This is a genomic window from Bradyrhizobium sp. CCBAU 21365 (assembly GCF_015291305.1).
GTDB classification, from domain to species: Bacteria; Pseudomonadota; Alphaproteobacteria; order Rhizobiales; family Xanthobacteraceae; genus Bradyrhizobium; species Bradyrhizobium elkanii.
In genome coordinates, this window is sequence record NZ_CP030036.1 from 4,070,351 (window position 1) to 4,090,220 (window position 19,870).

Below are 19,870 nucleotides of genomic sequence, written 5' to 3' on the forward strand. Positions count from 1 at the left end.
CGGTCCGGCGGCGTCGATTGATTCCACTCCAGCAACGACGGCTCGCGCCGGCATTGAGCTATTTGTGCAGCATCGGCTTCGGACTGATCGGCGCATCCGGACTCCAGAGCCGGTAACTCAGGCTGGCAAAAACGCTGATACCCTTGCTGATCGAAGCGGGATCGAAGCCCGCGATCGGCGTGCCGCCTGGGCGAGCGCGGCGACATCATCAAGACCATGCATCGCGAATTGCGTGCAGCGGGCATCTCGCGGGCGGCAGCCAGCTATGCGATCTTCGATCCGCGGAGCGAGGGCCGGCGCCTGATCGGGCGGGTCGTTGGCGAAGGGTTTGTGGATGAGCTGACGGAGCGCCGCTATGTGGTGATCGATGGGGTCGACGGGCTGGCGCACTATGCCGAGGTCGGTGCTCTCGGCGCCAACGAAGAGCTGCCCGCGCGGAACACGATTCTGGAGCTTAGGCCGCGTTCGGCGCAGCTGCGCCCGGTGGATCGAACGATTGCCGAAGTGGCCGCGGCCAATGACGGCTTTTACAGCGAGCGCCTGCACCGGGAGTTGGATCCGCAAGCATCGGCCGAATATATCGGAACCCATGTCCGGCGACTGGAGGCGATGCGTCGGCAAGGGACGGTCAGTCGCCTTGCCGATGGCGGCTGGAAGGTCGGCCAGGACTATCTCGATCGGGCTTTTCGGTATGAGGAACTCGAGCGCTCGCGCAATCCGTTGCGCGTTGCGGTGTTGTCTTGGCAAAGGCTCGAAGAGCTGCCGCAGGCAGTCGGTGCGACCTGGCTCGACCGGAAGCTCCTCGCAAGGGAATCCGATGGGCTCGCGCCAACCGGTTTCGGCGCGGAGGTCGAGACGGCATTGCGGGCGAGACGGCAGTGGCTGATCGAACAGGGGCTGGCGCGAGAAGAAGGAGGGCGGGCGCGCTATGCGCGGAACACGCTGCATATCCTTGAAGAGCGCGAGCTGGCGAAAACGGCGGCGGACATTTCCGCTCGCACCGGGCTCGAATATCGCAACGTCAGGGCAGGCGACAGCCTCAGTGGCATCTACAAGCGGATGCTGACGCTCAGCAGCGGGCGGTATGCGCTGATCGAGCAGTCGCGCGAATTCGTCCTGGTGCCCTGGCGGCCGGTTCTGGAGCGCGCGCGTGGCCAACTCGTCAGCGGCAGCGTCGGCGGAGAGGGCATTTCCTGGTCGATCGGAATGAGGCGCGGCATCGGACGCTAGTTCAGAGCCTCCCGACTTCGACGGGGCTAGCCGGGTGCAAGCCCGACCCTGTACCGCTGCGCAAGACGCCAGAACCAGTCCTGATCGAGGTTGGCCTGTCGATCGATTTCTCTGACCGAGCTGCGTGCGCGATCGAACAGCGCATAACAAAGACCTTCGTCGTCGTGGCGGGCGTAATAGGCGATGCCGTCGGGATTGAGCGGATGGCTGAAAAGCGCCTTCGACCAGGCCTGCGGCACGTCGTAAGGCAGTCCGCCATGCACCACCTCGGCGGTCGCGCCGAGAATGGCGAGGGAGGGGCCGGCCAGTCTGACCAGCGAAAGATCTGCCGTGATCTTGAGGCGAGCATAGGCCTTGCGACGGAGCAGGCTGGGATCGAGCAGCGTCCGTCCCGGCACGCGGAGGAACGTCTCTGCGAAGGCGCCAAAAGGCTCCCGCGCGGCATAGAGCACGCCATAGCTCCCGTCGGGCGCATTCAGCCGGCCGAGACGCGAAGTGTCGAAGAAGATCGGATCGTACCCGGCGGTGTAGAACCGGTGAATGATCGTACCCGCCCGCAGCCGGACCTGGCGGGGACGGCGGCGATCGAGATCGTCCGGCGGCAGCGGAGCGGTCACGCGCCTTGCTGAGCCATGCGCCGGGCGGCCTCGACCACAAGTTCAACCTTGCCTTCCCTCAGCAGGTCGATCGGCTTGCGGCCACCCAACCGGTCGTCAGGCTGGGCGAGGAAGTTCAAAACCGTCCAGGGGTTGTTGGTCGGCAGCGCCTCCTGGACGGACTTGAGACCTTCGACGACGGCGCCGTCGACGTTGAACTGAAGCGTCGGAAAGCTTCGGTGGTTGCTGGGACCCGGTACCGCAAGGAGGCTGCCTTCCTGCACGCGCTTGTCGACGGCCTGTCGGGAGATTCCCCGCAGGAGCGTTCTGACCTGGTCCAGATCATACGCGCCGCCGGATCGCCGAAGATCCTCCTGCGCAATGCGGACGCCCTCAAGGACGGCGAGCGCGCGGGCATCGGGCGCGAATGCGTCCTTGTTGACGACAGCGGTTTTCTTCGCCGCCTCGGAGAAGAACCGGAAGGCTTGCCCCGTTAGTTGCTTGTTCTGCTCACGCACCTTCTGCAGTGCGGTCACGCTTTTGGAAACGATGGCGACCTGCGCGTCGGCAGGGAGCGCGAGGCTCTTCAGGGCCGCGGGTTTCTGCTTAAGTACCATCATCACACCGTCCTCGTGGACGGACAGATCCTCGGTACCGGAGGGCTTTGACTGTGCCTTGGACATGAGCTGAACTCCGCTTTCAATATCGGTATCGAATGCAACTTTGTCAACTTTGACAAATCACAACAGAGGTATTATGGTAGTATAATTGATTCCATGTAAGGGATCGATGCCGTCGCGCGGCGATAGTGCTTTCGTCCCCGTGCGCCCTTTTTCAGGCTGACGGTCGATGCGACCATCGACGTTGAAGGCACAAGCGGCCTTCGTTCGATTCGTTCATTCGCTGGGTGTGCGCATGCGCGATCACCAATCCTGGGCAAGGTCGAACCAGTGTTCCAGTTTGATCATGCCATTCACCTTCAATTGAGGAGCTTCCTCACCCACGCCGAGACTGCCGCGACAATGATCTTGCTTCGATGAGTTTGATCGAGCCGGATCTCGTTGCCGACGACGATTTTTATTCAGGTTGAATGCGAGCCGTCATCCCGCTTTTCATCTCGCCGCGCTCGTTGCGAGCGTCGAGTGGGGCGGACAATGTTTCCGGCAAAAATCTACGTCGGTCAGATCACGGTTGTCTTCGGCATCGTCATCGCGTCGACATGGGGAGCGACGCAATGGACGGCGGCGGCGCTCGGATTTCAGGGGCGGCTTGGCGCGCCGTGGTTCGCCGTTAGCGGCTATCCGGTCTATCTGCCCTGGCGATTGTTCGAATGGTGGTTCGCCTATGAGCCCTATGCGCCCGAGATATTTGAGGAGGGCGGGGCTATCGCTGCGGCTGGCGGCATTGCGGGCGCGCTGTTTGCAATCGTCAATTCGGTGTGGCGGGCGCGGCAAAACCAGCTGGTCACGACCTACGGCTCCGCGCGTTGGGCCAATGTGAAGGAGATCCGCGCTGCCGGCCTGCTCGCGGGCAGGGGTGTGTTCCTCGGGCGATTTGAAAATTACTACCTGCGTCACGATGGACCCGAGCACGTCATGTGTTTTGCACCGACGCGGTCGGGCAAGGGCGTGGGGCTGGTGCTTCCGACACTGCTGTCCTGGACTTCATCGGCGGTCGTGCATGACATCAAGGGCGAGAACTGGGAGCTGACGTCCGGCTGGCGCTCGACCTTCTCGCATTGTCTGCTGTTCAATCCGACCGATTCAGCAAGCGCGCGCTACAATCCGCTGCTCGAGGTCCGCAAGGGCGCGGCCGAAGTTCGCGATGTTCAGAACATTGCCGACATCCTGGTTGACCCGGAAGGGGCATTGGAGCGTCGAAGCCACTGGGAGAAGACCAGCCACTCGCTGCTCGTCGGCGTCATCCTCCACGTCCTCTATGCAGAGCAACAGAAGACGCTGACACGGGTCACCGAGATCCTGGCTGACCCGGCGCAGTCCTTCGAGAAGACGCTGCGGATCATGCTGGCTACCAACCATCTCGGAACAGAAGCCGAGCCGAAGGTCCATCCCGTCGTCGCCGCGACCGCGCGGGAGTTGCTAAACAAGTCTGAAAATGAACGTTCCGGCGTGCTGTCCACCGCCGTGAGTTTCCTTGGCCTCTATCGCGATCCGGTCGTCAGCCGGAATACCGAGAGCTGCGATTGGCGCATCGCGGACCTCGTCGGTGCGGACAGGCCGGTCACGCTCTACCTGGTCGTCCCGCCGTCAGACATCAGCCGCACCAAGCCGTTGATCCGGCTGATCCTCAACCAGATCGGCCGCCGATTGACCGAGTCCTTGAACGTCAGGGCTGGCGATGCAAAGCATCGCCAGCTGCTCCTGATGCTGGATGAATTTCCTGCGCTCGGCCGGCTTGATTTCTTTGAGAGCGCGCTCGCCTTCATGGCCGGCTACGGCATCCGCGCCTACCCTCGTCGCAGGCGCGAAAGCTCGCCTTTGTGGGAGCGAAAGCGGACACTGAGACTACCAACCCGCACGCGTTGACGCCGCCCCCTTCCAGCTATGCTGTTATGGCAGGGACGATTATTCCGGCGAGCTTGGTTACGGGGCTGAATTCGGATTTGCCCGGTGCCACGATCGCTCAGGTTACAGAGAACATTTTCGATACGGTGTCAGGTGAACATCTGCTTGTCCCGCAGGGAACTCGGCTGCTGGGCAAGTACGACAGCGTGGTAGCTTTTGGCCAGAAGCGTGCGCTTGTCGTCTGGACGCGTCTCATCCTACCGAATGGCAATTCCATCGTGATCGAGAACCTTCCAGCTACTGATGTTGCGGGTTACGCCGGGCTAGAGGATGAGGTGGACTTCCATACCTGGCAGTTGCTCAAGGGTGTGGCCTTGGCGACCCTGATCGGTGTAGGGACCCAGCTGTCAATCGGCAATGACGAAAGCGATCTCGTGAAGGCGCTGCGGGAAAGCACGCAGCTGACAACCAATCGTGCGGGCCAGCGCCTGGTGGAGCGTGAGCTCGACGTGCAACCGACGATCGCCGTGCGGCCGGGATGGCCACTGCGGGTGATCGTTTCGAAGGATCTGGTGCTGAAGCCGTACCAGGACGCTCAAGTCGTAGCGAAGAGCAGGTGAGGGATGAAGCTGGCAAAGCTACCGGAGCGTACGCCGGTCAAGATGACCATCGTGCTCTCCCCGAGCCTCCTGCAGCGGCTGCGCGAATACGCTGTCTTCTACGCAGAAACCTATGGCGACAAGGAAGAGGTGACCGAACTGATACCGTTCATGCTGGAGGCATTTCTCGACAGCGATGCAGATTTTCGTAAGGCGAGAAGGGCGGCGTCTTTGGGTGCCACCGCATCCTAGATGTCTACCTCTCAGCTCGTTGCGGCTTTCGTTCAAAGCAGCTCAGCGCTGGCGGTCTCCTTTGCCGCTTCTCTTGCAGCTTCATTTCGGGACGACGGAAGGGGGGACGGCCATAGTGCCGGTCACCGTCCGGGACTGTGGCATTAGCACACCGCCGGAGTCGGCGATTGGCACCCGAACAGGGCCTTTTCCCCGATGTTCACCAGCAGCTTTCAAAGACGCGGTTGCATTTCTGTGAGCCTCGTTCTGTTCTTGAACAGTATTTTCAAGCATTTTTGGAGACGACATGGTCGAGGTATATTTGAACGTCAGGCGCGATTTGCTCGTCGTGAGAAAGGGATTTCCGGTGCCGGCTATTAGCGCTCAGGGCAAATGGCGCAAGAGTAAGAAGAGGGTCGTTAGGATAAGCGACGAGATCAGGCAGGCGGTCCAAAGCGAAGGCTACTACGTGCGCAAGTTGAGCGATTTCAAGAAGAACTGCACAGCCGATCAACGGGCGTGACGCCCGCTCGCAAAGCCCGGCCGCCCTTAGAGACGGTCGGGCGAGACGCAATAAGAACACGATGAACGCTGCGCATATGCTGCGGTTCGAGGCGAACTTCATTCCAGATGAATACGGGTGGCTTGTCGGGCCCCGGCTCATCGAAATGAGGTGCGGCCCTAGCTCAGGCTGCTGAGGCCGCTGATGAGCCCAAGGCGCGGTACACCCCCTGCGCTCAGCTTCACTAGAGCCGAAAAGCCTAGGGTTGCATAGCGCGCTCTTCGCCAAAAAAGGCCTAGATGGGTGGGCGACCACCACAGCACGACATAGCCCATAGCGGACATACCGACTTTTTGGCCGCTGTCTGCTTTCAGTGGCGGACGCGTCGTGCTCAGGATTAATCAGTATACATTCTAGCGCACGGCGAGCATTGCCATGAATTGCTCCACGGACGGTTGCTCGGCCTTCTTGCACCTTGTGCAGATCCTCGGGTTTCAGGTTTGTATACCGCCGCAGCATTCGCCAATCCTTGTGGCCCGTTACCATCGCAACTTGTTGGATCGAATAGCCTGCTTCGAACAGGCGACTCGTGCCTTCATGTCGCAAATCGTGAAAACATAGATCGTCGAGATCGATGTTCTTGCACGATCTGCGGAACGTAGCTCCGATCGATTTCGAATGATGGGGAAACACCCGCCCAATTCCGCGCGTGACGACCCGTTGCTCCAAAACCAGTTGCCATGCGTCATAGCCCGTCGAATTTAGGAGGGGGACTATTTGATGATTTCCATCTTTCCGCCGGGGGTCCTTGCGATCGCGTATGGTGACCGTTCGTTTCGTCATGTCGACATCAGACCATTCTATTCGGCAAATCTCCGCCTGGCGCATTGCGGTCGCTACCGCGAAGCGAATAATTCTACCGAGCGGGATAAATTGTAGCGGGTTGGATTCAGTGTATTCGATCAGTCGATTGAGTTCGTCTTGAGTGGGGCGACGGTCGCGCTCGTTAGACTTTCCAACGAGATCGAGGTGTTTAAGCGCCGCACGGGCCAACTGAACGTTTTCGACGGATACAGTAATGCCGTGAACTGCGGCGGCGTGCAGGAGCACGGCTCGGATGAACGAAAAATCGATCGCAAGGGTTGCTGGCCCGGCGCCCTGCGCAGCTCGTTTCTTTCCAAAGTCGATCAGCTTCTCGCGAGTAATGTCCTTGATGTTCACTCGCCCGAGAGAAGTCTTGAGTGCTTTCAACACCATGAACTTCGAGCGTCTGACTGGCTTACCGACCTGGGCAAGATCATCGAGATGCAACGCGATCAAATCGAAAAAGATGCGTGGTTGCTCGTGGGACCGGGAGCGTCGAATTGGAGTGCCCCGATCGATTGAACGCTCAACGTCAATGGCCCACTCTTCGGCGTCACGCCGCCGGATGAAGGTGTTCGCGACGTACTCATTTTTCCTTCTGACCTGAACGCGCCAGCTTCCCGATTTCAGCTTTGTAAAGGTCGGCATGGCGTGTGCACTCCACTGCGATTTCGTGTGCGCTACGTGTGCACCGCGAGATCAAATGCGGTACAAGCGTGTGCAATTTTGGCTAGTTTGGAGTGCACACGAGTGCACTTGTTCCCGGTCTAGTCCGTTGAAACAATAGGATAAGTTGTTGAAATATCAAGACTATCGCTTTTCTGTGGCGCCCATGATGGACTGGACCGACCGGCATTGCCGGGTCTTCCATCGGCTGATGTCGCGGCGAGCGCGGCTTTATACGGAGATGCTGACGACCGGCGCCATCATCCATGGCGATCGGGCGCGGCTGCTCGGCTTCGACGTCAGCGAGCATCCGGTGGCGCTGCAGCTCGGCGGCTCCGATCCGCGCGATCTCGCGACCGCCGCGCAGATCGGCGAGGATTTCGGCTACGACGAGATCAACCTCAATGTCGGATGTCCCTCCGATCGGGTGAAGGATGGCCGCTTCGGCGCCTGCCTGATGGCGGAGCCCGCGCTGGTCGCCGAAGGCGTTGCGGCGATGAAGCGTGCGGTGCGGATTCCCGTGACGGTGAAATGCCGGATCGGCATCGACGACCAGGATCCGGAAGTCGCGCTCGACACGCTGGCCCGCAGTGTGATTGCCGCGGGCGCGGATGCGCTGGTCGTGCACGCGCGCAAGGCCTGGCTCAACGGATTGTCGCCGAAGGAGAACCGCGACATCCCGCCGCTCGACTACGATCGGGTCTATCGCCTCAAGGCGGCATTGCCGGACGTGCCCATCATCATCAACGGCGGCATCACCGGTCTTGCCGAGGCGAAACGGCATCTGGCGCATGTCGATGGCGTGATGCTGGGGCGGGCGGCCTATCAGGAGCCATGGCGGCTGCTTACCGTCGATTCCGAGCTGTTCGGCGAGACTCCGCCGCACGCCACGATGAAGGACGTGTTCGCGGCGATGCTGCCCTATATCGAGCGGCAGCTTGCCGAGGGCACCCGGCTGCATTCGATCACGCGGCATTTCGTCGGCGCCTTCCATGGCGTCCCCGGCGCGCGTGCGTTCCGCAGGTATCTCGCGGAGAACGGCGTTCGGCCGGGGGCTGACATCGACGTGCTGCGCGAGGCGATCGCACGCGTTGACGATCGCGCGCCGGCGGCGGTCGCGGCCTGAGCGCGCTCTAGATTCTTTATTTTAACGCGTTTTCTTCACGCGAACCGGTATCCACTTCGCTCGAAAACGCTCTACGGTTTGCGCTGACGCCGCGTGACGTCCTGTGCGACCTTCAGGAAATTGAACAGATGCGGCATCCGGTTGTCGCGCCGATAGTTCAGCGACAGCGCAGTGCCCGGATTGTGTCCCTCATAGGCGCGATAGGCGACGCCGGGCCGCTCCGCCTCCGAGACCGATTTCGGCACCAGCGCGATGCCGACGCCGACCGACACCAGGCTGATCGCGGTCTGGTAGTCCTGGGCCAGCACCTGCGATTTCGGAATGAAACCCTCTTCGAGGCAGATGTTGAGGATGTGGTCGGCGAAGCTCGGGCGCGGCTTGCGCGGGTAGAGGATGAACGTCTCGGCCTTCAGCGCCGCCAGTCGCGGGACCTGCTGCTCGAGCAGGGACGAAGTGTCTGACAGCGCGAGGATCAGCGGCTCGTGCAGCAGCGGCTCCGACTTCAGCTCCTCGTCGTCGAGCGAGGGCCGGGCGATGGCGATATCGATCTCGCGCTGGATCACAGCGCGTTTCTGCTCGGCATTGTTCATCGCCGACAGCGCGAGCTCGACGTCGGGATAGGCCGAACGAAACGCCTGGATCACGCTCGGCAGCACGCCATAGGTCGCCGATCCGACGAAGGCGACGCGCAGGTGACCGGAAAAGCCTTCGCCGATCCGCTTGATCTCGCGGTGCGTCCGGTCGAGCCGCTCCAGCACGTCGCGCGCCCGCTCCAGCAGAACGCTGCCGGCCTGGGTCAGCCGGATCTGGCTGCGGCTCCGGTCGATCAGCATGACGCCGAGATCGCTCTCGAGTTGCGCGATCTGCCGGCTGAGCGGCGGCTGCGCGATCGCAAGCCGCGATGCGGCACGGCCGAAATGCAATTCCTCGGCGACGGCGACGAAATAGACCAGTCGCCTGAGATCCATGACATCGTCACGATCGGTCACGGCTAGCCGAACGCCTGCTCGCGCGCTTCCGGGGAAGCCGTGGAAAAATCCTGCCGGGTTCGATATCGCGTGGTCATCAGCGCATGATCGAGATGGTTCCAGCGCGAAGACTGGGCGTGGGTCCCCGGATTGTCAATTGTCCGCGGGAACGGCGTCATCCGGCTAGTCCTTCCGGGCGAAGGCGCGGATCTTGTCCTCGTCGACCTCTACGCCGAGACCGGGGCCATCAGGGGCGCAGATCTCGAACTCGTCGAATCTGATCGGGTTGACGACCAGATCCTCCACGAGGATTCGCGGACCGAAATGTTCGGTGCCCCATTCGAGCCTGGGCAGGGTGGCGAAGGCGGCGAGATGCGCCGCCGCGCCGATGCTGCTCTCCAACAGGCAGCCGCCATAGAGCTCGAACCCGTGCGCGGCCGCGACCGCAGCGGCGCGCTTCATTTCGAACAGGCCGCCGCTCTTCACGAGCTTCAGCGAGTAGACGCTGCCGCAACCCATCGCGCCTGCGCGCGCGATGTCCTCCTTGGTGAAAGCCGCTTCGTCCACCAGCAACGGAATCGAGGTGCGGGCCGCGACACGCGCCATCGCTTCCAGTTGCAGCGCCGACACCGGTTGTTCGATCAGGGCAACATCCAGCTCCTCGAGCGCGGGCATGAAACGGATGCATTCGGCCTCGGTCCAGCCCTGGTTGACATCGACGATCAGGCGCACGTCGTCGCCGAGGCCGGCGCGCAATGCTTGCAGCCGCTTCAGATCGGCCTGCGGCCGGTTGAAGCCGAACTTGATCTTGAACTGGCGGTGCTCGCGGCGCCGCAGCTTCTCTTTCGCTTCTTCCACCTCCTGGCCGCTGTCGCCTGAGGCCAGCGCCCAGATCACTTCCATGCGCTCGCGCACCGCGCCGCCGAGCAGCGCGCTGGCGGGCAGGCCCAGCGTCTTGCCGGCGGCGTCGAGCAGGGCGGACTCGATCGCGCCCTTGGCGGCGAAATTGCGGGTGGCGGCCTTGCTCATGCGCAAGGCATTGGCTTCGAAGGCGAGGGCAGGCTGTCCGAGCAGCGCCGGCGCCAGATAATTCGTGACCGCGGCCTTGATCGACTCCACGCTCTCCTCGGCCCAGCGCGGCCCGCCGAGCGTCGAGGCTTCGCCGATGCCCGTCACGCCGTTATCGAGCAGGACGCGCACCAGCACGTAACCCTGATGCGTGACTTCGGTGTTCGAGAGCTTGTGCCGGCGGCGGGTCGGCGCCTCCACGATGGTGGCGCGGATGCTGCGGATCGCAGTGTCCTTTGCGTGAGCCTGCACTCGCTCCACGGGCTCGGCGATTTCGATCACGGCACGACTCATATGTCCTCGCGGGTCAGTTCTGAATGAGCCCTGCCAGGCTGGTGGAGCCTGGCAGGACGCAACGGGTATTACTCGGCGGCGACGAGCCGTTCGACGGCTGCCTTCTTGAGCTTGAAGTCGAAGTTGAGAACCAGGTCGGTGTCGGCGCCGGCGGGGGCCTTGGCGAATTTGCCGATCAGGCTCTGCTTCACGGCGAACACCGAGTCGTTGTCGAGATACTTGGTCTCGGAATCGTAGATCTGCGAGATCAGCGATTGATAGCCGTCCTTCGAAAGCATGAAATGGATGTGGCCCGGACGCCAGGGATGGTGGCCCATGTACTTCAGCAGCTCGCCGCCGGCGCCGTCATAGGGGATCGGGTAGGGTTCGGGGCGGAGCGCCACGAAGGCATATTCGCCGTTGGCGTCGGTCGTGAAGCGTCCGCGCAGATTGTAGGCCGGCTGTTCCGGATCCTGCAGGTCGTAGAGGCCGTTCGGCGCGTCTTCCCAGACGTCGATGGTGACGCCCTCGATCGGCCGCCCCGCCGTGTCGCTGATGCGCCCGCTGACCTTGACGGTCTGCGCGTTGTCGAACGTCTTCTTGATGATGGAGGCGCCCTTGGGCAGCACCGGCGGGTTCTCCCGATAGAACGGTCCGAGCACGGTCGACTCGCTCTCGCCGTCGGTGACGCGGTGGTCGAGCATGTCGACCAGCACCTCGACGCCGAGAATGTCGGCGATCAGGATGAACTCGTTGCGCTTCTCGTCCGAGATGTCGCCGGCGCGGCGCAGGAATTCGCACGCGGCGAACCACTCGGCGAAGGTCAGGTCGACCTCCTTGCAGAAGTCGTGCATGTGGCGGATCAGGCTCGTCATGATCTGCCGGTTGCGATCCGGAATGTCCTTCGAGAGCGCGGCGATCACGTGGTCGGTGATGGTGTCCTTGTTGACGTTCAGCATGGTCGTTTCCTCCTTTTCTTGCAGTTTGCTCAAACTTGCATCCCCGTTTTCGGGAATCTCGGTCGCTGGTCTCACCAGACAAATTCGTAAGCGGCATTCTCCAGCGTCGTGGGCGCAGGGTGCGGGTCGGCAAGGCCACCGAAGCGGCCGCGGAAGAACAGCAGCGGCTTCTTGCTGGGCTCCAGCGACATCTCGCGGACGTGGCCGAGAAAGATCGTGTGGTCTCCGGCGACGATCTCATCGGCGAGATCGGTCACGAAATATGCCGCCGCGTCGGCGATCACAGGCAGGTCGTTGCGGCGTTCGAAGACGTCGCAGAGGTCGAGCCTTGGCTTGCCGGCGAAATGCCAGGCGAAATCCTCCATGCCCTCGGCGAGGATACTGACCGCAAAGCGGCCGGTCTGCTGGATGTTGCCGAGCATCTTCGCGCTTTTCGCGATCGAGATCGCGACCAGCGGCGGATCGAGCGAGACCGACATGAAGGCGTTGGCCGTCATGCCGTGATCGCGGCCCTCGCAATGCGTCGTGATGATGGTGACGCCGGTGCCGAACTGGCCACAGGCATTGCGCAACTCTCGCGGATCGATGGCGGTCATCGGCTTGCGACCTCGAGTTGGGCCAAACCGGATCGGTCGGCCGGTGGCGCGGTCACGATATCCCGCCAGTTTTCCAGCGTCGCCGCGGCGGCGGCAAGGCCGGATCGCCGCAAGGTGCGGATCCGGCTGCTGGAGACGATCTCGCCATTGCCACAGCGCACCGGCGGCAGGATGCGCGTGTTGAAGTGCTGCCGCAGCAGCAGGGCGGTGCCGCCCTTGCAAGACCCGAAGCGGAAATCCTCGCCGACGATCACCTCGCGCGGTTGCAGCTTATGCAACTCGGCGAGGAAATCGAGCGCGGTGCGCCGGACGTAGATCTGGTTGAAATCGGCGACGACGACGTGGTCGGGCGCGAATGTTGCGATGCGCTCGAGCTTTTCGCGAAGCGAAATCAGCGGCTCGGCCTGGCCGAAATACACCTTTGGCGGCGGATCGAAGGTGTAGACCAGGGCTGGAATGCCGCGGCGCCGCGCTGCCGCGATGGTCTGCCGCAGCAGTTCCTGATGGCCGCGGTGGACGCCGTCAAATGCGCCGATGGTCACGACGCAGGCGTCGAGGGCCAATTCCCCATCGCGATGAAAAGCGACAGCGCTGCTGTCAAAACCCGTGCCTGAACCCGTGGCCATGGCTCGCTCCGGTTTCGCTCCCTTGCCGTGCTGCGCATGGCTGCGTCAGCTGCGGCGTCGCGTCGGCCGGACGATCCTTGCCGTCCGGTCCGTGCCATCGAGTCATAGCCCGAGCCGGGCCGGTCCGCGCGGTATGGTGTGATACCTTTCGCCCGCTCCGGGTGAGCGCGTAGCGTTTCCTCCGATGTCACGCCGTCCAAGAGCGTGACGAGATGGTCTTAGGGCCGGTGTGGCAACGCCACCGGTCCACGACACCAGCGGAGGAGAAACCCATGACTACTGCGGCAGCCCTGCGGGCCGACATGCCTGCGTCAACCACCAGCGTCTATACCGGTGCGGAATTCCTGGACAGCATCCAGGACGGCCGGGAAATCTACATCTACGGCGAGCGCGTCAAGAACGTCACCCAGCATCCCGCCTTTCGCAATTCGGCGCGGATGGTGGCGCGCTGGTACGACCGCTTCCACGAGAAGAAGGATCAGATCGGCGTCCTGACCGACACCGGCTCTGGACAGCTGACCCATCCGTTCTTCCTCGGCTCGAAAACGGCCGACGACCTCGTCAAGGGCCGCGATGCGATCGCCGAATTGCAGAAGGTTTCTTTCGGCTGGATGGGCCGCTCGCCGGACTACAAGGCGTCGTTCCTCGGCACGCTGGGGGCGAATTCGAGCTTCTATGGCGACTACGCCGGCAATGCGAAAAAGTGGTATGCCCGGACCCAGGAGCGTCTGGACTTCTGGAATCATGCCATCGTCAATCCGCCGATCGATCGCGACCGCGCCATCGAGGAGGTGCGCGACGTCTTCATGCATGTCGAGAAGGAAACCGACGCCGGCCTGATCGTGTCCGGCGCGAAGGTGGTCGCAACCGGCTCGGCGCTGACGCATTACAACTTCATCGCGCATTACGGTATCCCGATCAAGGACAAGTCGTTCGCGCTGATCTTCACGGCGCCGATGGATGCCAAGGGCATCAAGCTGATTGCCCGCTCGTCCTACGAATTCACCGCGGCCGCGACCGGCTCGCCGTTCGACTATCCGCTGTCCAGCCGCTTCGATGAGAACGACTCGATTCTCGTGTTCGACAAGGTGCTGGTGCCCTGGGAGAACGTCTTCATCTATGGCGACGTCGACAAGATCAACCAGTTCTTTCCGGCGTCGGGCTTCATCCCGCGGTTCACGCTGCACGGCGTGACGCGGCTTGCCGTCAAGCTCGACTTCATCGCCGGCCTGTTCTCGATGGCGGTCGAGGCGACCGGGTCGAAGGATTTTCGCGGCGTGCAGACGGCGGTGGGCGAGGTGATTGCCTGGCGCAATCTGTTCCACGGCATTGCCGACGCGATGGTGAAGTCGCCGATCGCCTGGCAGGGGACCGATGGCTACAACCTGCCGAACCTGAACTACGGGCTGGCCTATCGCGTGTTCGCGCCGATGGCCTATCCGCGGATCAAGGAATTGATCGAGCGTCATGTCGCGAGCGGCCTGATCTATCTGCCGTCGAGTTCGGCCGATCTGGAAAGCGAGGCCATCCGGCCCTATCTCGACCGCTTCGTGCGCGGCTCCAACGGTTATGCCGCGATCGACCGGATCAAGCTGCTGAAGCTGCTGTGGGACGCGGTCGGCTCGGAGTTCGGCGGCCGGCATGAGCTCTACGAGCGCAACTATGCGGGCAATTACGAGAACCTGCGCGTCGAGACGCTGATGGCCGCGAGCGCCACCGGCGACCTCGGTGCCATGCAGGATTTCGTCCGCAATTGCATGAGCGACTACGACGTCTCCGGTTGGACGGCGAAGGACCTCGTCAACCCCGACGACATCAACCTCGTCAGCCGCGGTCTGGTGCAAGGCTGACGACAAGGCTGAGCATCTGATAGACCGATCAATGGAGCCGCCGCGATCTTGCGGCGGCTCCACGCCGTTTCACCCCATTGCTGAGAGAGTTCGTCATCATGCTGTTCCACGTCGAAATGGATGTGCGGATTCCGCACGATCTCCCGGTCGAGAAGGTCGACGCGCTGAAGGCGGCGGAACGGGTCCGCGCCATGGAGCTGCAGCGCACGGGGGCCTGGCGCCACCTGTGGCGGGTGGCGGGGCGCTACGCCAATGTCAGCATCTTCGACGTGTCTGGCGCGCAGGAATTGCACGACATCCTGTCCAGCCTGCCGCTGTTTCCGTTCATGGAGATCCAGGTCACGCCGCTGTGCCGGCACCCGTCGTCGATCCACGACGACGACCGATAGCGGTGGGTGGGGGCCGTCGCGCTAATCGACCGCCGTGCGCGGACGCCGATGGCGGCTCGAGGTGTTGATACTGCCGGTGACGTCGGGGTAGCCGGTCAGGCTCAGCGTGTCGGCGCGGACGCCCCAGCTCTCGAGCCGGTCGAGGAAGCTCATGCCGAGCAGGTTGGTCTTCATCTGCCCGCGCTGCACCACCAGCGCCGGCACCGATTTCTCGACCAGCTTGCCGACCGCGAGCCGATCGAGCGTCAGCCGCGCCGCCTTGGTGTGACCGCCGGCGGTCTCGAGGTCGACATTGTATTCGAGCATATCGATCGGCAGCCCGATCGCTTTCGCGGTTTCCCAGGTCAGCACGACCGAGGTCGCGCCGGTGTCGATCACCATCGGGGCGCTGACGCCGTTGATCTTGGCGCGGAACGCGAACTCGCCGCCCTGGCCGCGCGCAATCTGCACCGCAGGGGCGGAGCTGGGGGTGGAGGCTGAGGCGGTGATGCTGCGGCCGAAGATCTGGGTGAGATTTTCCCTGGCGCGGGCGATCTGCTCGGGGTCGCCATAGGCGACGACGGCGCCGGCGGTTGCCATCAGCAGCACGATGACGAGGAGGATACGGGTCACGGCGCAACTCCCGCCGCAACGCCGATCACGCGCGCTTCGGACGCGGCTCCATGCGCTCGAGCCCGGCCTCGGCCATGCGCGCCGGCAGCGTCGCCATCACCGACAGCCGCTCCGTGCGGTCCATCTTGTGCCAGCGCGCGATCTCCGGAAGCGTGCGGCCACAGCCGAAGCAGAGCTTCGTCCTGGGGTCCATCATGCAGACTGCGATACACGGCGTCTCTGAGCTCATTGTTCAAGTGTTGAACGGTTTCGGCGGCCGGTGCAAGCCGGCTGACGTGGGATGCTGCATCACGCCTCGGCTTTTTGTCGCGAGCATGGTCCTGGCGCGAACGCCTTGGGTTTATTGCCAAAGCGTTTTCGAGCGAAGTGGAGACCGGTTCGCGTAAAGAACCAAAGTCTGGAGCCCCGTTCCGAATCCATCGGAACGGAAGGGGCTCTGGCGATAACCGCGTCACGATCTTCCGCGACATGCTCTACAATCCGGTGCCGGCACTCATGATCGATTTGCGGCGCACGCGTTTCCGGTCAGCGCCCATCGCGGGCTCGACGGGCTCCGGCGGCTGCATCGGCGGCGCTTCTTCAGTCATCGGCGCCAGCGCGCTCATCACCCGTTCCGGCGGCAAGGTGACGATCACCTCGGTGCCGATGCGCAGCTTCGATTTCAGTGTGAAGGTGCCGCCATGCATGTCGATCAGGCTTTTCGCGATCGGCAGGCCAAGGCCCGCGCCCTGTTCCGCCGACTTGATCGAGTTGGAGCCCTGGCCGAAGGAGGCCAGCACGACCGGGATCTCGTCCTCGGCGATGCCGCTGCCGGTGTCCTTGACGCTCAGATATTGCCCGCCCGACGCGGTCCAGCCGACCTTCAGCCAGATCTCGCCGCCCTGCGGGGTGAACTTGATCGCGTTGGAGAGCAGGTTGAGCACGACCTGGCGGATGGCGCGCTCGTCGCCCCAGATCCTGGGCATGCCGTGCTCGAACACCTCGTGGATGGTGATGCCGCGGCTGGAGGCGCGCAGCTTCAACAGATGGTGGCAATCGGCGACGACATGCACCAGCGCCACGGCCTCTTCGTTCAGCTCGTAGCGGCCGGCCTCGATCCGCGACAGATCGAGGATCTCGTTGATGAGATTGAGCAGGTGCACGCCGGAATTATGGATGTCGGCGGAATATTCCTTGTAGACCGGCACGGTATGCGCGCCGAAGATCTCGCTCTTCATCACCTCGGAGAAGCCGAGGATGGCGTTGAGCGGCGTGCGCAGCTCGTGGCTCATCTGGGCCAGGAAGCGCGACTTGGCGACGTTGGCGGATTCGGCACGGTGGCGCGCCTCGTCGGAGATCGCCTTGGCCTGCTCCAGTTCGCCGATCAGCGCGTCCTTTTCGGCGCGCGCCTCCAGCGTCGCCAGCGTGGTCGAATGCAGGCGGTGCGCGAGCAGAGCGAAATAACCTTCGGCGGCCAGCGCGAGCAGCGCCAGCACGTAATTGTCGAATGCGCCGTTGAGCACGAGGTCGAGCGCGATCCCGACCGTCACCGGAACTGTCGCCGCAAGGGCTGCGATCGGCAGGCTCGCGGCCAGCATGCTGGAGACCGCGATCACCAGCAGCATCAGGAACATCATCAGCGTGTTGGAGGCGAGATCGCGCCCGGCGGGGTGGATCAGGATTGCGGTCCAGCACAGGCCGTACAGCAGGTCGAGCAGCACGAAGCGCGTCCGCCATTTGCGGGTGACCGCGACCGAGGTGGGTTCGGCGAGGAAGCGGGAACAACTGCGGATGATGGCGAGATGGACGCAGAGGATGCCGACCGTCCAGGCGCCGGCCACGATCGGCTTCATCCAGAGGCCAAACAGCACGCCGGTTGCCACCACGAGCAACATCACGACGTAGGACGCCGACATCCGGGTCTGGGCGTATTGGCGGAGCAGTTCGGCGTCGAACGCCGGGCGGGTTCCACTGGTTGACGTTAACCGATCCCGCGCCTCGCGCACCCGCTGCGCGGCGACGCGCCGGCTGTTCACCGGCACCGTCACCTGAGGTCCTGCCGGAAGCGCTACAACTTCAGGCTTTTCTGCGGGATTACTCATCAACAACACAAATCCTGCCCGCGAACCGCGCGGGCTTTTTGCATTGTCTATCTGTGACGCTAATTCATTAAGCGTTACCTTAAAGAGCTAAAGAAAGGCGTTAACGGGGGGTTAAATTAACTTTTGCGCGGGGCGCTGCGCGGTCGGCCCGAGGAGAGCCACGGCGACGACCGAATCCATTTCCGGCTCCGAGGTAACCAGGAGAGACAAGGTTAAGGGTGGAGACAGATTTCAACGCCAGAGCGCCAGACGACACGCAGCTAATTCTTCAGATATCGAGGGCTCGATCTGATGAACAAACTGAAGAACTGAATCTCTTGAGTGGCGTGCACTGTCGCCGCAATTGAGGGCGTCCACACAATTTCGGAATAATGGAAGTGTGCCCCTGATTTGCCCGACATGTCAAGTTGACAAATCGAATGCCGGCGGCCGGCCAGCTCCTTTGCATGGGGTTGTTTTTGATATTTTGGCAGCGCGACCTTCAAAGGGGGATTCTCCTTTGCGAGGCGACGCTGCATGGCAGGTGACCCGCGGGCGCGGGTCACCATGGCCGTAGGCGAGCAAGCGTTAGCGCTGCAGACGGGCCAGCAGGCTCGACGTATCCCAGCGCTTGCCGCCCATCTTCTCGACCTCGGCATAGAACTGATCGACCAGCGCGGTGGCGGGCAGGGTGGCGCCGTTGCGGCGGGCTTCCGCCAGCGCGATCGAGAGGTCCTTGCGCATCCATTCGACCGCGAAGCCGAAATCGTACTTGCCCTCGTTCATGGTCTTGTAGCGGTTTTCCATCTGCCAGGACTGCGCCGCGCCCTTGGAGATGGTCTCGATCACGGCGGCGACGTCGAGGCCGCTCTTCTTGGCGAAGTGAATGCCTTCGGAGAGGCCCTGCACGAGACCGGCGATGCAGATCTGGTTGACCATCTTGGTGAGCTGGCCGGCGCCTGCCGGTCCGAGCAATTTGCACATCCGCGCATAGGCGCCGGTGATGATCGGCTCGGCGCCGGCATAGGCGTCTTCGCTGCCGCCGCACATCACCGTCAGCACGCCGTTCTCGGCGCCGGCCTGGCCGCCCGACACCGGCCCGTCGACGAACTTGAAGCCGGCCTTGGTCGCGGCAGCATCGAGCTCGCGGGCGACCTCGGCGGAGGCGGTGGTGTGGTCGACGAAGGTCGCGCCCTTCCTGACCCCGGCGAAGGCGCCGTCGGGGCCGATCGTGACCGAACGCAGGTCGTTGTCATTGCCGACGCAGCACATCACGAAGTCCTGGCCCTCGGCGGCGGCCTTCGGGGTCGGCGCCGTCTTGCCGCCGAACTTGTCGGCCCATTCCTTCGCCTTCGCCGCGGTCCGGTTGTAAACGGTGACCTCATGGCCGCCTTTTTTCACGAGGTGCCCCGCCATCGGGAAACCCATCACGCCGAGACCGAGAAAAGCGACTTTAGCCATATCTGTTACCTTGTGATTTGCCGTGGTGACCGCCCTTCGCCTGCCGGCAAATTCGCGGCGGGCAGGGCATTCCGTCCATGGAAGGAGCCGCACCATACCCCCTGTGCAGCGGAGGGCAACGGCCTTGGTGGGATGGCAGAAGGCGGTTTTGTGCTAGGATCTGCCCACCAACGAACTTCACAAAAAAGGGAGTGTCTCACATGGGCATGAGCGTCGGTGTGCTCGATCATTTCAATATCCGGACCCGGAATCTCTCCGCCACGGTGCGGTTCTATGAGGACATTCTGGGCCTGGAAAAGGGCGCGCGGCCGAACTTCGCGTTCCCCGGTGCGTGGATGTACAGCGAGGGCAAGGCGGTCGTGCATCTGGTCGATATTTCGGCGACCGACGAGGCACAAAAGCCTGACTCAGGCGTCGTCCATCACGTCGCCTTTGCCAGCCAGGGCTTCGATGGGATGAGGCAGCGGCTTCAGTCCAAGGGCATGGAATTCGACTCGCGCCAGGTTCCCGGCGGCGATCTCTGGCAGATCTTCGTCAACGACCCCAACGGGGTCATGATCGAGCTGAACTACGAGGCCGCCAAGGAAGGCGGCTCGGCTGCGCCGGCCGAGCGGCGGGACGACGTCGGAGCGAGGTAGCCTTTTGCGCTGCAACGCTCTATGGGTCGGT

Annotated in this window: 19 protein-coding genes and 2 pseudogenes; 9 read left to right on the forward strand and 12 right to left on the reverse strand. The window is 62.9% G+C overall.

The features are described 5' to 3' along the window. Positions 1-216 precede the first annotated feature (216 nt). Positions 217-1,230 (forward strand): DUF3363 domain-containing protein, encoded by a 1,014-nt coding sequence (locus tag XI02_RS18470; protein ID WP_018271045.1) that lies wholly within the window; start codon positions 217-219, stop codon positions 1,228-1,230. A gap of 26 nt (positions 1,231-1,256) precedes the next feature. Here XI02_RS18470 and XI02_RS18475 read toward each other — a convergent pair whose 3' ends face one another. Both XI02_RS18475 and XI02_RS18480 read right to left on the reverse strand, forming a co-directional pair. Then, the gene (locus XI02_RS18475; protein ID WP_016840641.1) at positions 1,257-1,847 is read right to left on the reverse strand and encodes an RES family NAD+ phosphorylase; all 591 of its coding nucleotides are present in this window, start codon (positions 1,845-1,847) and stop codon (positions 1,257-1,259) included. Further along, positions 1,844-2,509, reverse strand: coding sequence for a hypothetical protein (locus tag XI02_RS18480; protein ID WP_018271046.1), 666 nt, complete (start codon positions 2,507-2,509; stop codon positions 1,844-1,846). The genes XI02_RS18475 and XI02_RS18480 overlap by 4 nt, the downstream gene beginning before the upstream one ends. A 471-nt stretch (positions 2,510-2,980) precedes the next feature. Here XI02_RS18480 and traG point away from each other — a divergent pair. The 4 genes and pseudogenes from traG to XI02_RS44885 form a co-directional block, all read left to right on the forward strand. Next, positions 2,981-4,297, forward strand: a pseudogene (gene traG / locus XI02_RS18485) (IncP-type conjugal transfer protein TraG); the annotation flags it as partial. 101 nt (positions 4,298-4,398) lie between these two features. Next, positions 4,399-4,971, forward strand: coding sequence for a TrbI/VirB10 family protein (locus XI02_RS18490; protein ID WP_016840638.1), 573 nt, complete (start codon positions 4,399-4,401; stop codon positions 4,969-4,971). Positions 4,972-4,974: 3 nt separating this feature from the next. Then, positions 4,975-5,202 carry a DUF2274 domain-containing protein gene (locus tag XI02_RS18495; protein WP_016840637.1) on the forward strand — a complete coding sequence of 76 codons (228 nt, stop codon included), beginning with the start codon at positions 4,975-4,977 and terminating at the stop codon, positions 5,200-5,202. A gap of 286 nt (positions 5,203-5,488) precedes the next feature. Continuing rightward, complete coding sequence (locus XI02_RS44885) at positions 5,489-5,704, forward strand: hypothetical protein (protein ID WP_016840636.1); 216 nt, start codon at positions 5,489-5,491, stop codon at positions 5,702-5,704. Between the two features lie 528 nt (positions 5,705-6,232). On the opposite strand, the pseudogene XI02_RS45425 reads toward XI02_RS44885, so the two are convergent. Next, positions 6,233-7,195 (reverse strand): annotated as a pseudogene (locus XI02_RS45425) (site-specific integrase); the annotation flags it as partial. Positions 7,196-7,379: 184 nt separating this feature from the next. On the opposite strand from XI02_RS45425, the gene dusA reads away from it, so the two are divergent. Then, positions 7,380-8,339 carry a tRNA dihydrouridine(20/20a) synthase DusA gene (gene dusA / locus XI02_RS18505; RefSeq protein WP_016840633.1) on the forward strand — a complete coding sequence of 320 codons (960 nt, stop codon included), beginning with the start codon at positions 7,380-7,382 and terminating at the stop codon, positions 8,337-8,339. 71 nt (positions 8,340-8,410) lie between these two features. Here the strand turns inward: dusA and XI02_RS18510 are convergent, their stop codons facing one another. From XI02_RS18510 to XI02_RS18530, 5 genes are all read right to left on the reverse strand, one after another. Then, positions 8,411-9,328 carry a LysR family transcriptional regulator gene (locus XI02_RS18510; RefSeq protein ID WP_307724550.1) on the reverse strand — a complete coding sequence of 306 codons (918 nt, stop codon included), beginning with the start codon at positions 9,326-9,328 and terminating at the stop codon, positions 8,411-8,413. 162 nt (positions 9,329-9,490) lie between these two features. Continuing rightward, on the reverse strand, positions 9,491-10,669 hold the full coding sequence (locus XI02_RS18515; protein WP_018271049.1) for a muconate/chloromuconate family cycloisomerase: 1,179 nt from the start codon (positions 10,667-10,669) through the stop codon (positions 9,491-9,493). A 68-nt stretch (positions 10,670-10,737) separates the two neighbouring features. Continuing rightward, positions 10,738-11,607, reverse strand: coding sequence for an intradiol ring-cleavage dioxygenase (locus tag XI02_RS18520; protein ID WP_026192615.1), 870 nt, complete (start codon positions 11,605-11,607; stop codon positions 10,738-10,740). 71 nt (positions 11,608-11,678) lie between these two features. Beyond that, complete coding sequence (locus tag XI02_RS18525; RefSeq protein WP_018271051.1) at positions 11,679-12,203, reverse strand: flavin reductase family protein; 525 nt, start codon at positions 12,201-12,203, stop codon at positions 11,679-11,681. Continuing rightward, positions 12,200-12,829, reverse strand: a complete 630-nt coding sequence (locus XI02_RS18530; RefSeq protein WP_125459134.1) for an FAD synthetase — start codon at positions 12,827-12,829, stop codon at positions 12,200-12,202. Before XI02_RS18530 ends, XI02_RS18525 begins: the two co-directional genes overlap by 4 nt. 272 nt (positions 12,830-13,101) lie before the next feature. On the opposite strand from XI02_RS18530, the gene XI02_RS18535 reads away from it, so the two are divergent. Together XI02_RS18535 and catC are read left to right on the forward strand one after the other, a co-directional pair. Next, positions 13,102-14,679 (forward strand): 4-hydroxyphenylacetate 3-hydroxylase N-terminal domain-containing protein, encoded by a 1,578-nt coding sequence (locus XI02_RS18535; RefSeq protein WP_026192616.1) that lies wholly within the window; start codon positions 13,102-13,104, stop codon positions 14,677-14,679. A 98-nt stretch (positions 14,680-14,777) separates the two neighbouring features. Next, a complete protein-coding gene (gene catC / locus XI02_RS18540; protein WP_026192617.1) occupies positions 14,778-15,068 on the forward strand; it encodes a muconolactone Delta-isomerase in 291 nt (96 codons plus the stop codon). A gap of 21 nt (positions 15,069-15,089) precedes the next feature. Here catC and XI02_RS18545 read toward each other — a convergent pair whose 3' ends face one another. The 4 genes from XI02_RS18545 to XI02_RS18560 form a co-directional block, all read right to left on the reverse strand. After that, positions 15,090-15,680, reverse strand: coding sequence for a TIGR02281 family clan AA aspartic protease (locus XI02_RS18545; protein WP_018271055.1), 591 nt, complete (start codon positions 15,678-15,680; stop codon positions 15,090-15,092). 25 nt (positions 15,681-15,705) lie between these two features. Continuing rightward, complete coding sequence (locus tag XI02_RS18550; protein WP_026192618.1) at positions 15,706-15,909, reverse strand: DUF1289 domain-containing protein; 204 nt, start codon at positions 15,907-15,909, stop codon at positions 15,706-15,708. A 244-nt stretch (positions 15,910-16,153) separates the two neighbouring features. Then, entirely contained in the window at positions 16,154-17,761 is a 1,608-nt protein-coding gene (locus XI02_RS18555) for a HAMP domain-containing sensor histidine kinase (RefSeq protein WP_026192619.1), read from the reverse strand. Between the two features lie 567 nt (positions 17,762-18,328). Beyond that, positions 18,329-19,201: an NAD(P)-dependent oxidoreductase gene (locus tag XI02_RS18560; protein WP_026192620.1), complete on the reverse strand. Its 873-nt coding sequence runs from the start codon at positions 19,199-19,201 to the stop codon at positions 18,329-18,331. A 200-nt stretch (positions 19,202-19,401) separates the two neighbouring features. On the opposite strand from XI02_RS18560, the gene XI02_RS18565 reads away from it, so the two are divergent. Then, complete coding sequence (locus tag XI02_RS18565; protein WP_016843272.1) at positions 19,402-19,839, forward strand: VOC family protein; 438 nt, start codon at positions 19,402-19,404, stop codon at positions 19,837-19,839. The last annotated feature ends 31 nt before the right edge of the window (positions 19,840-19,870 follow it).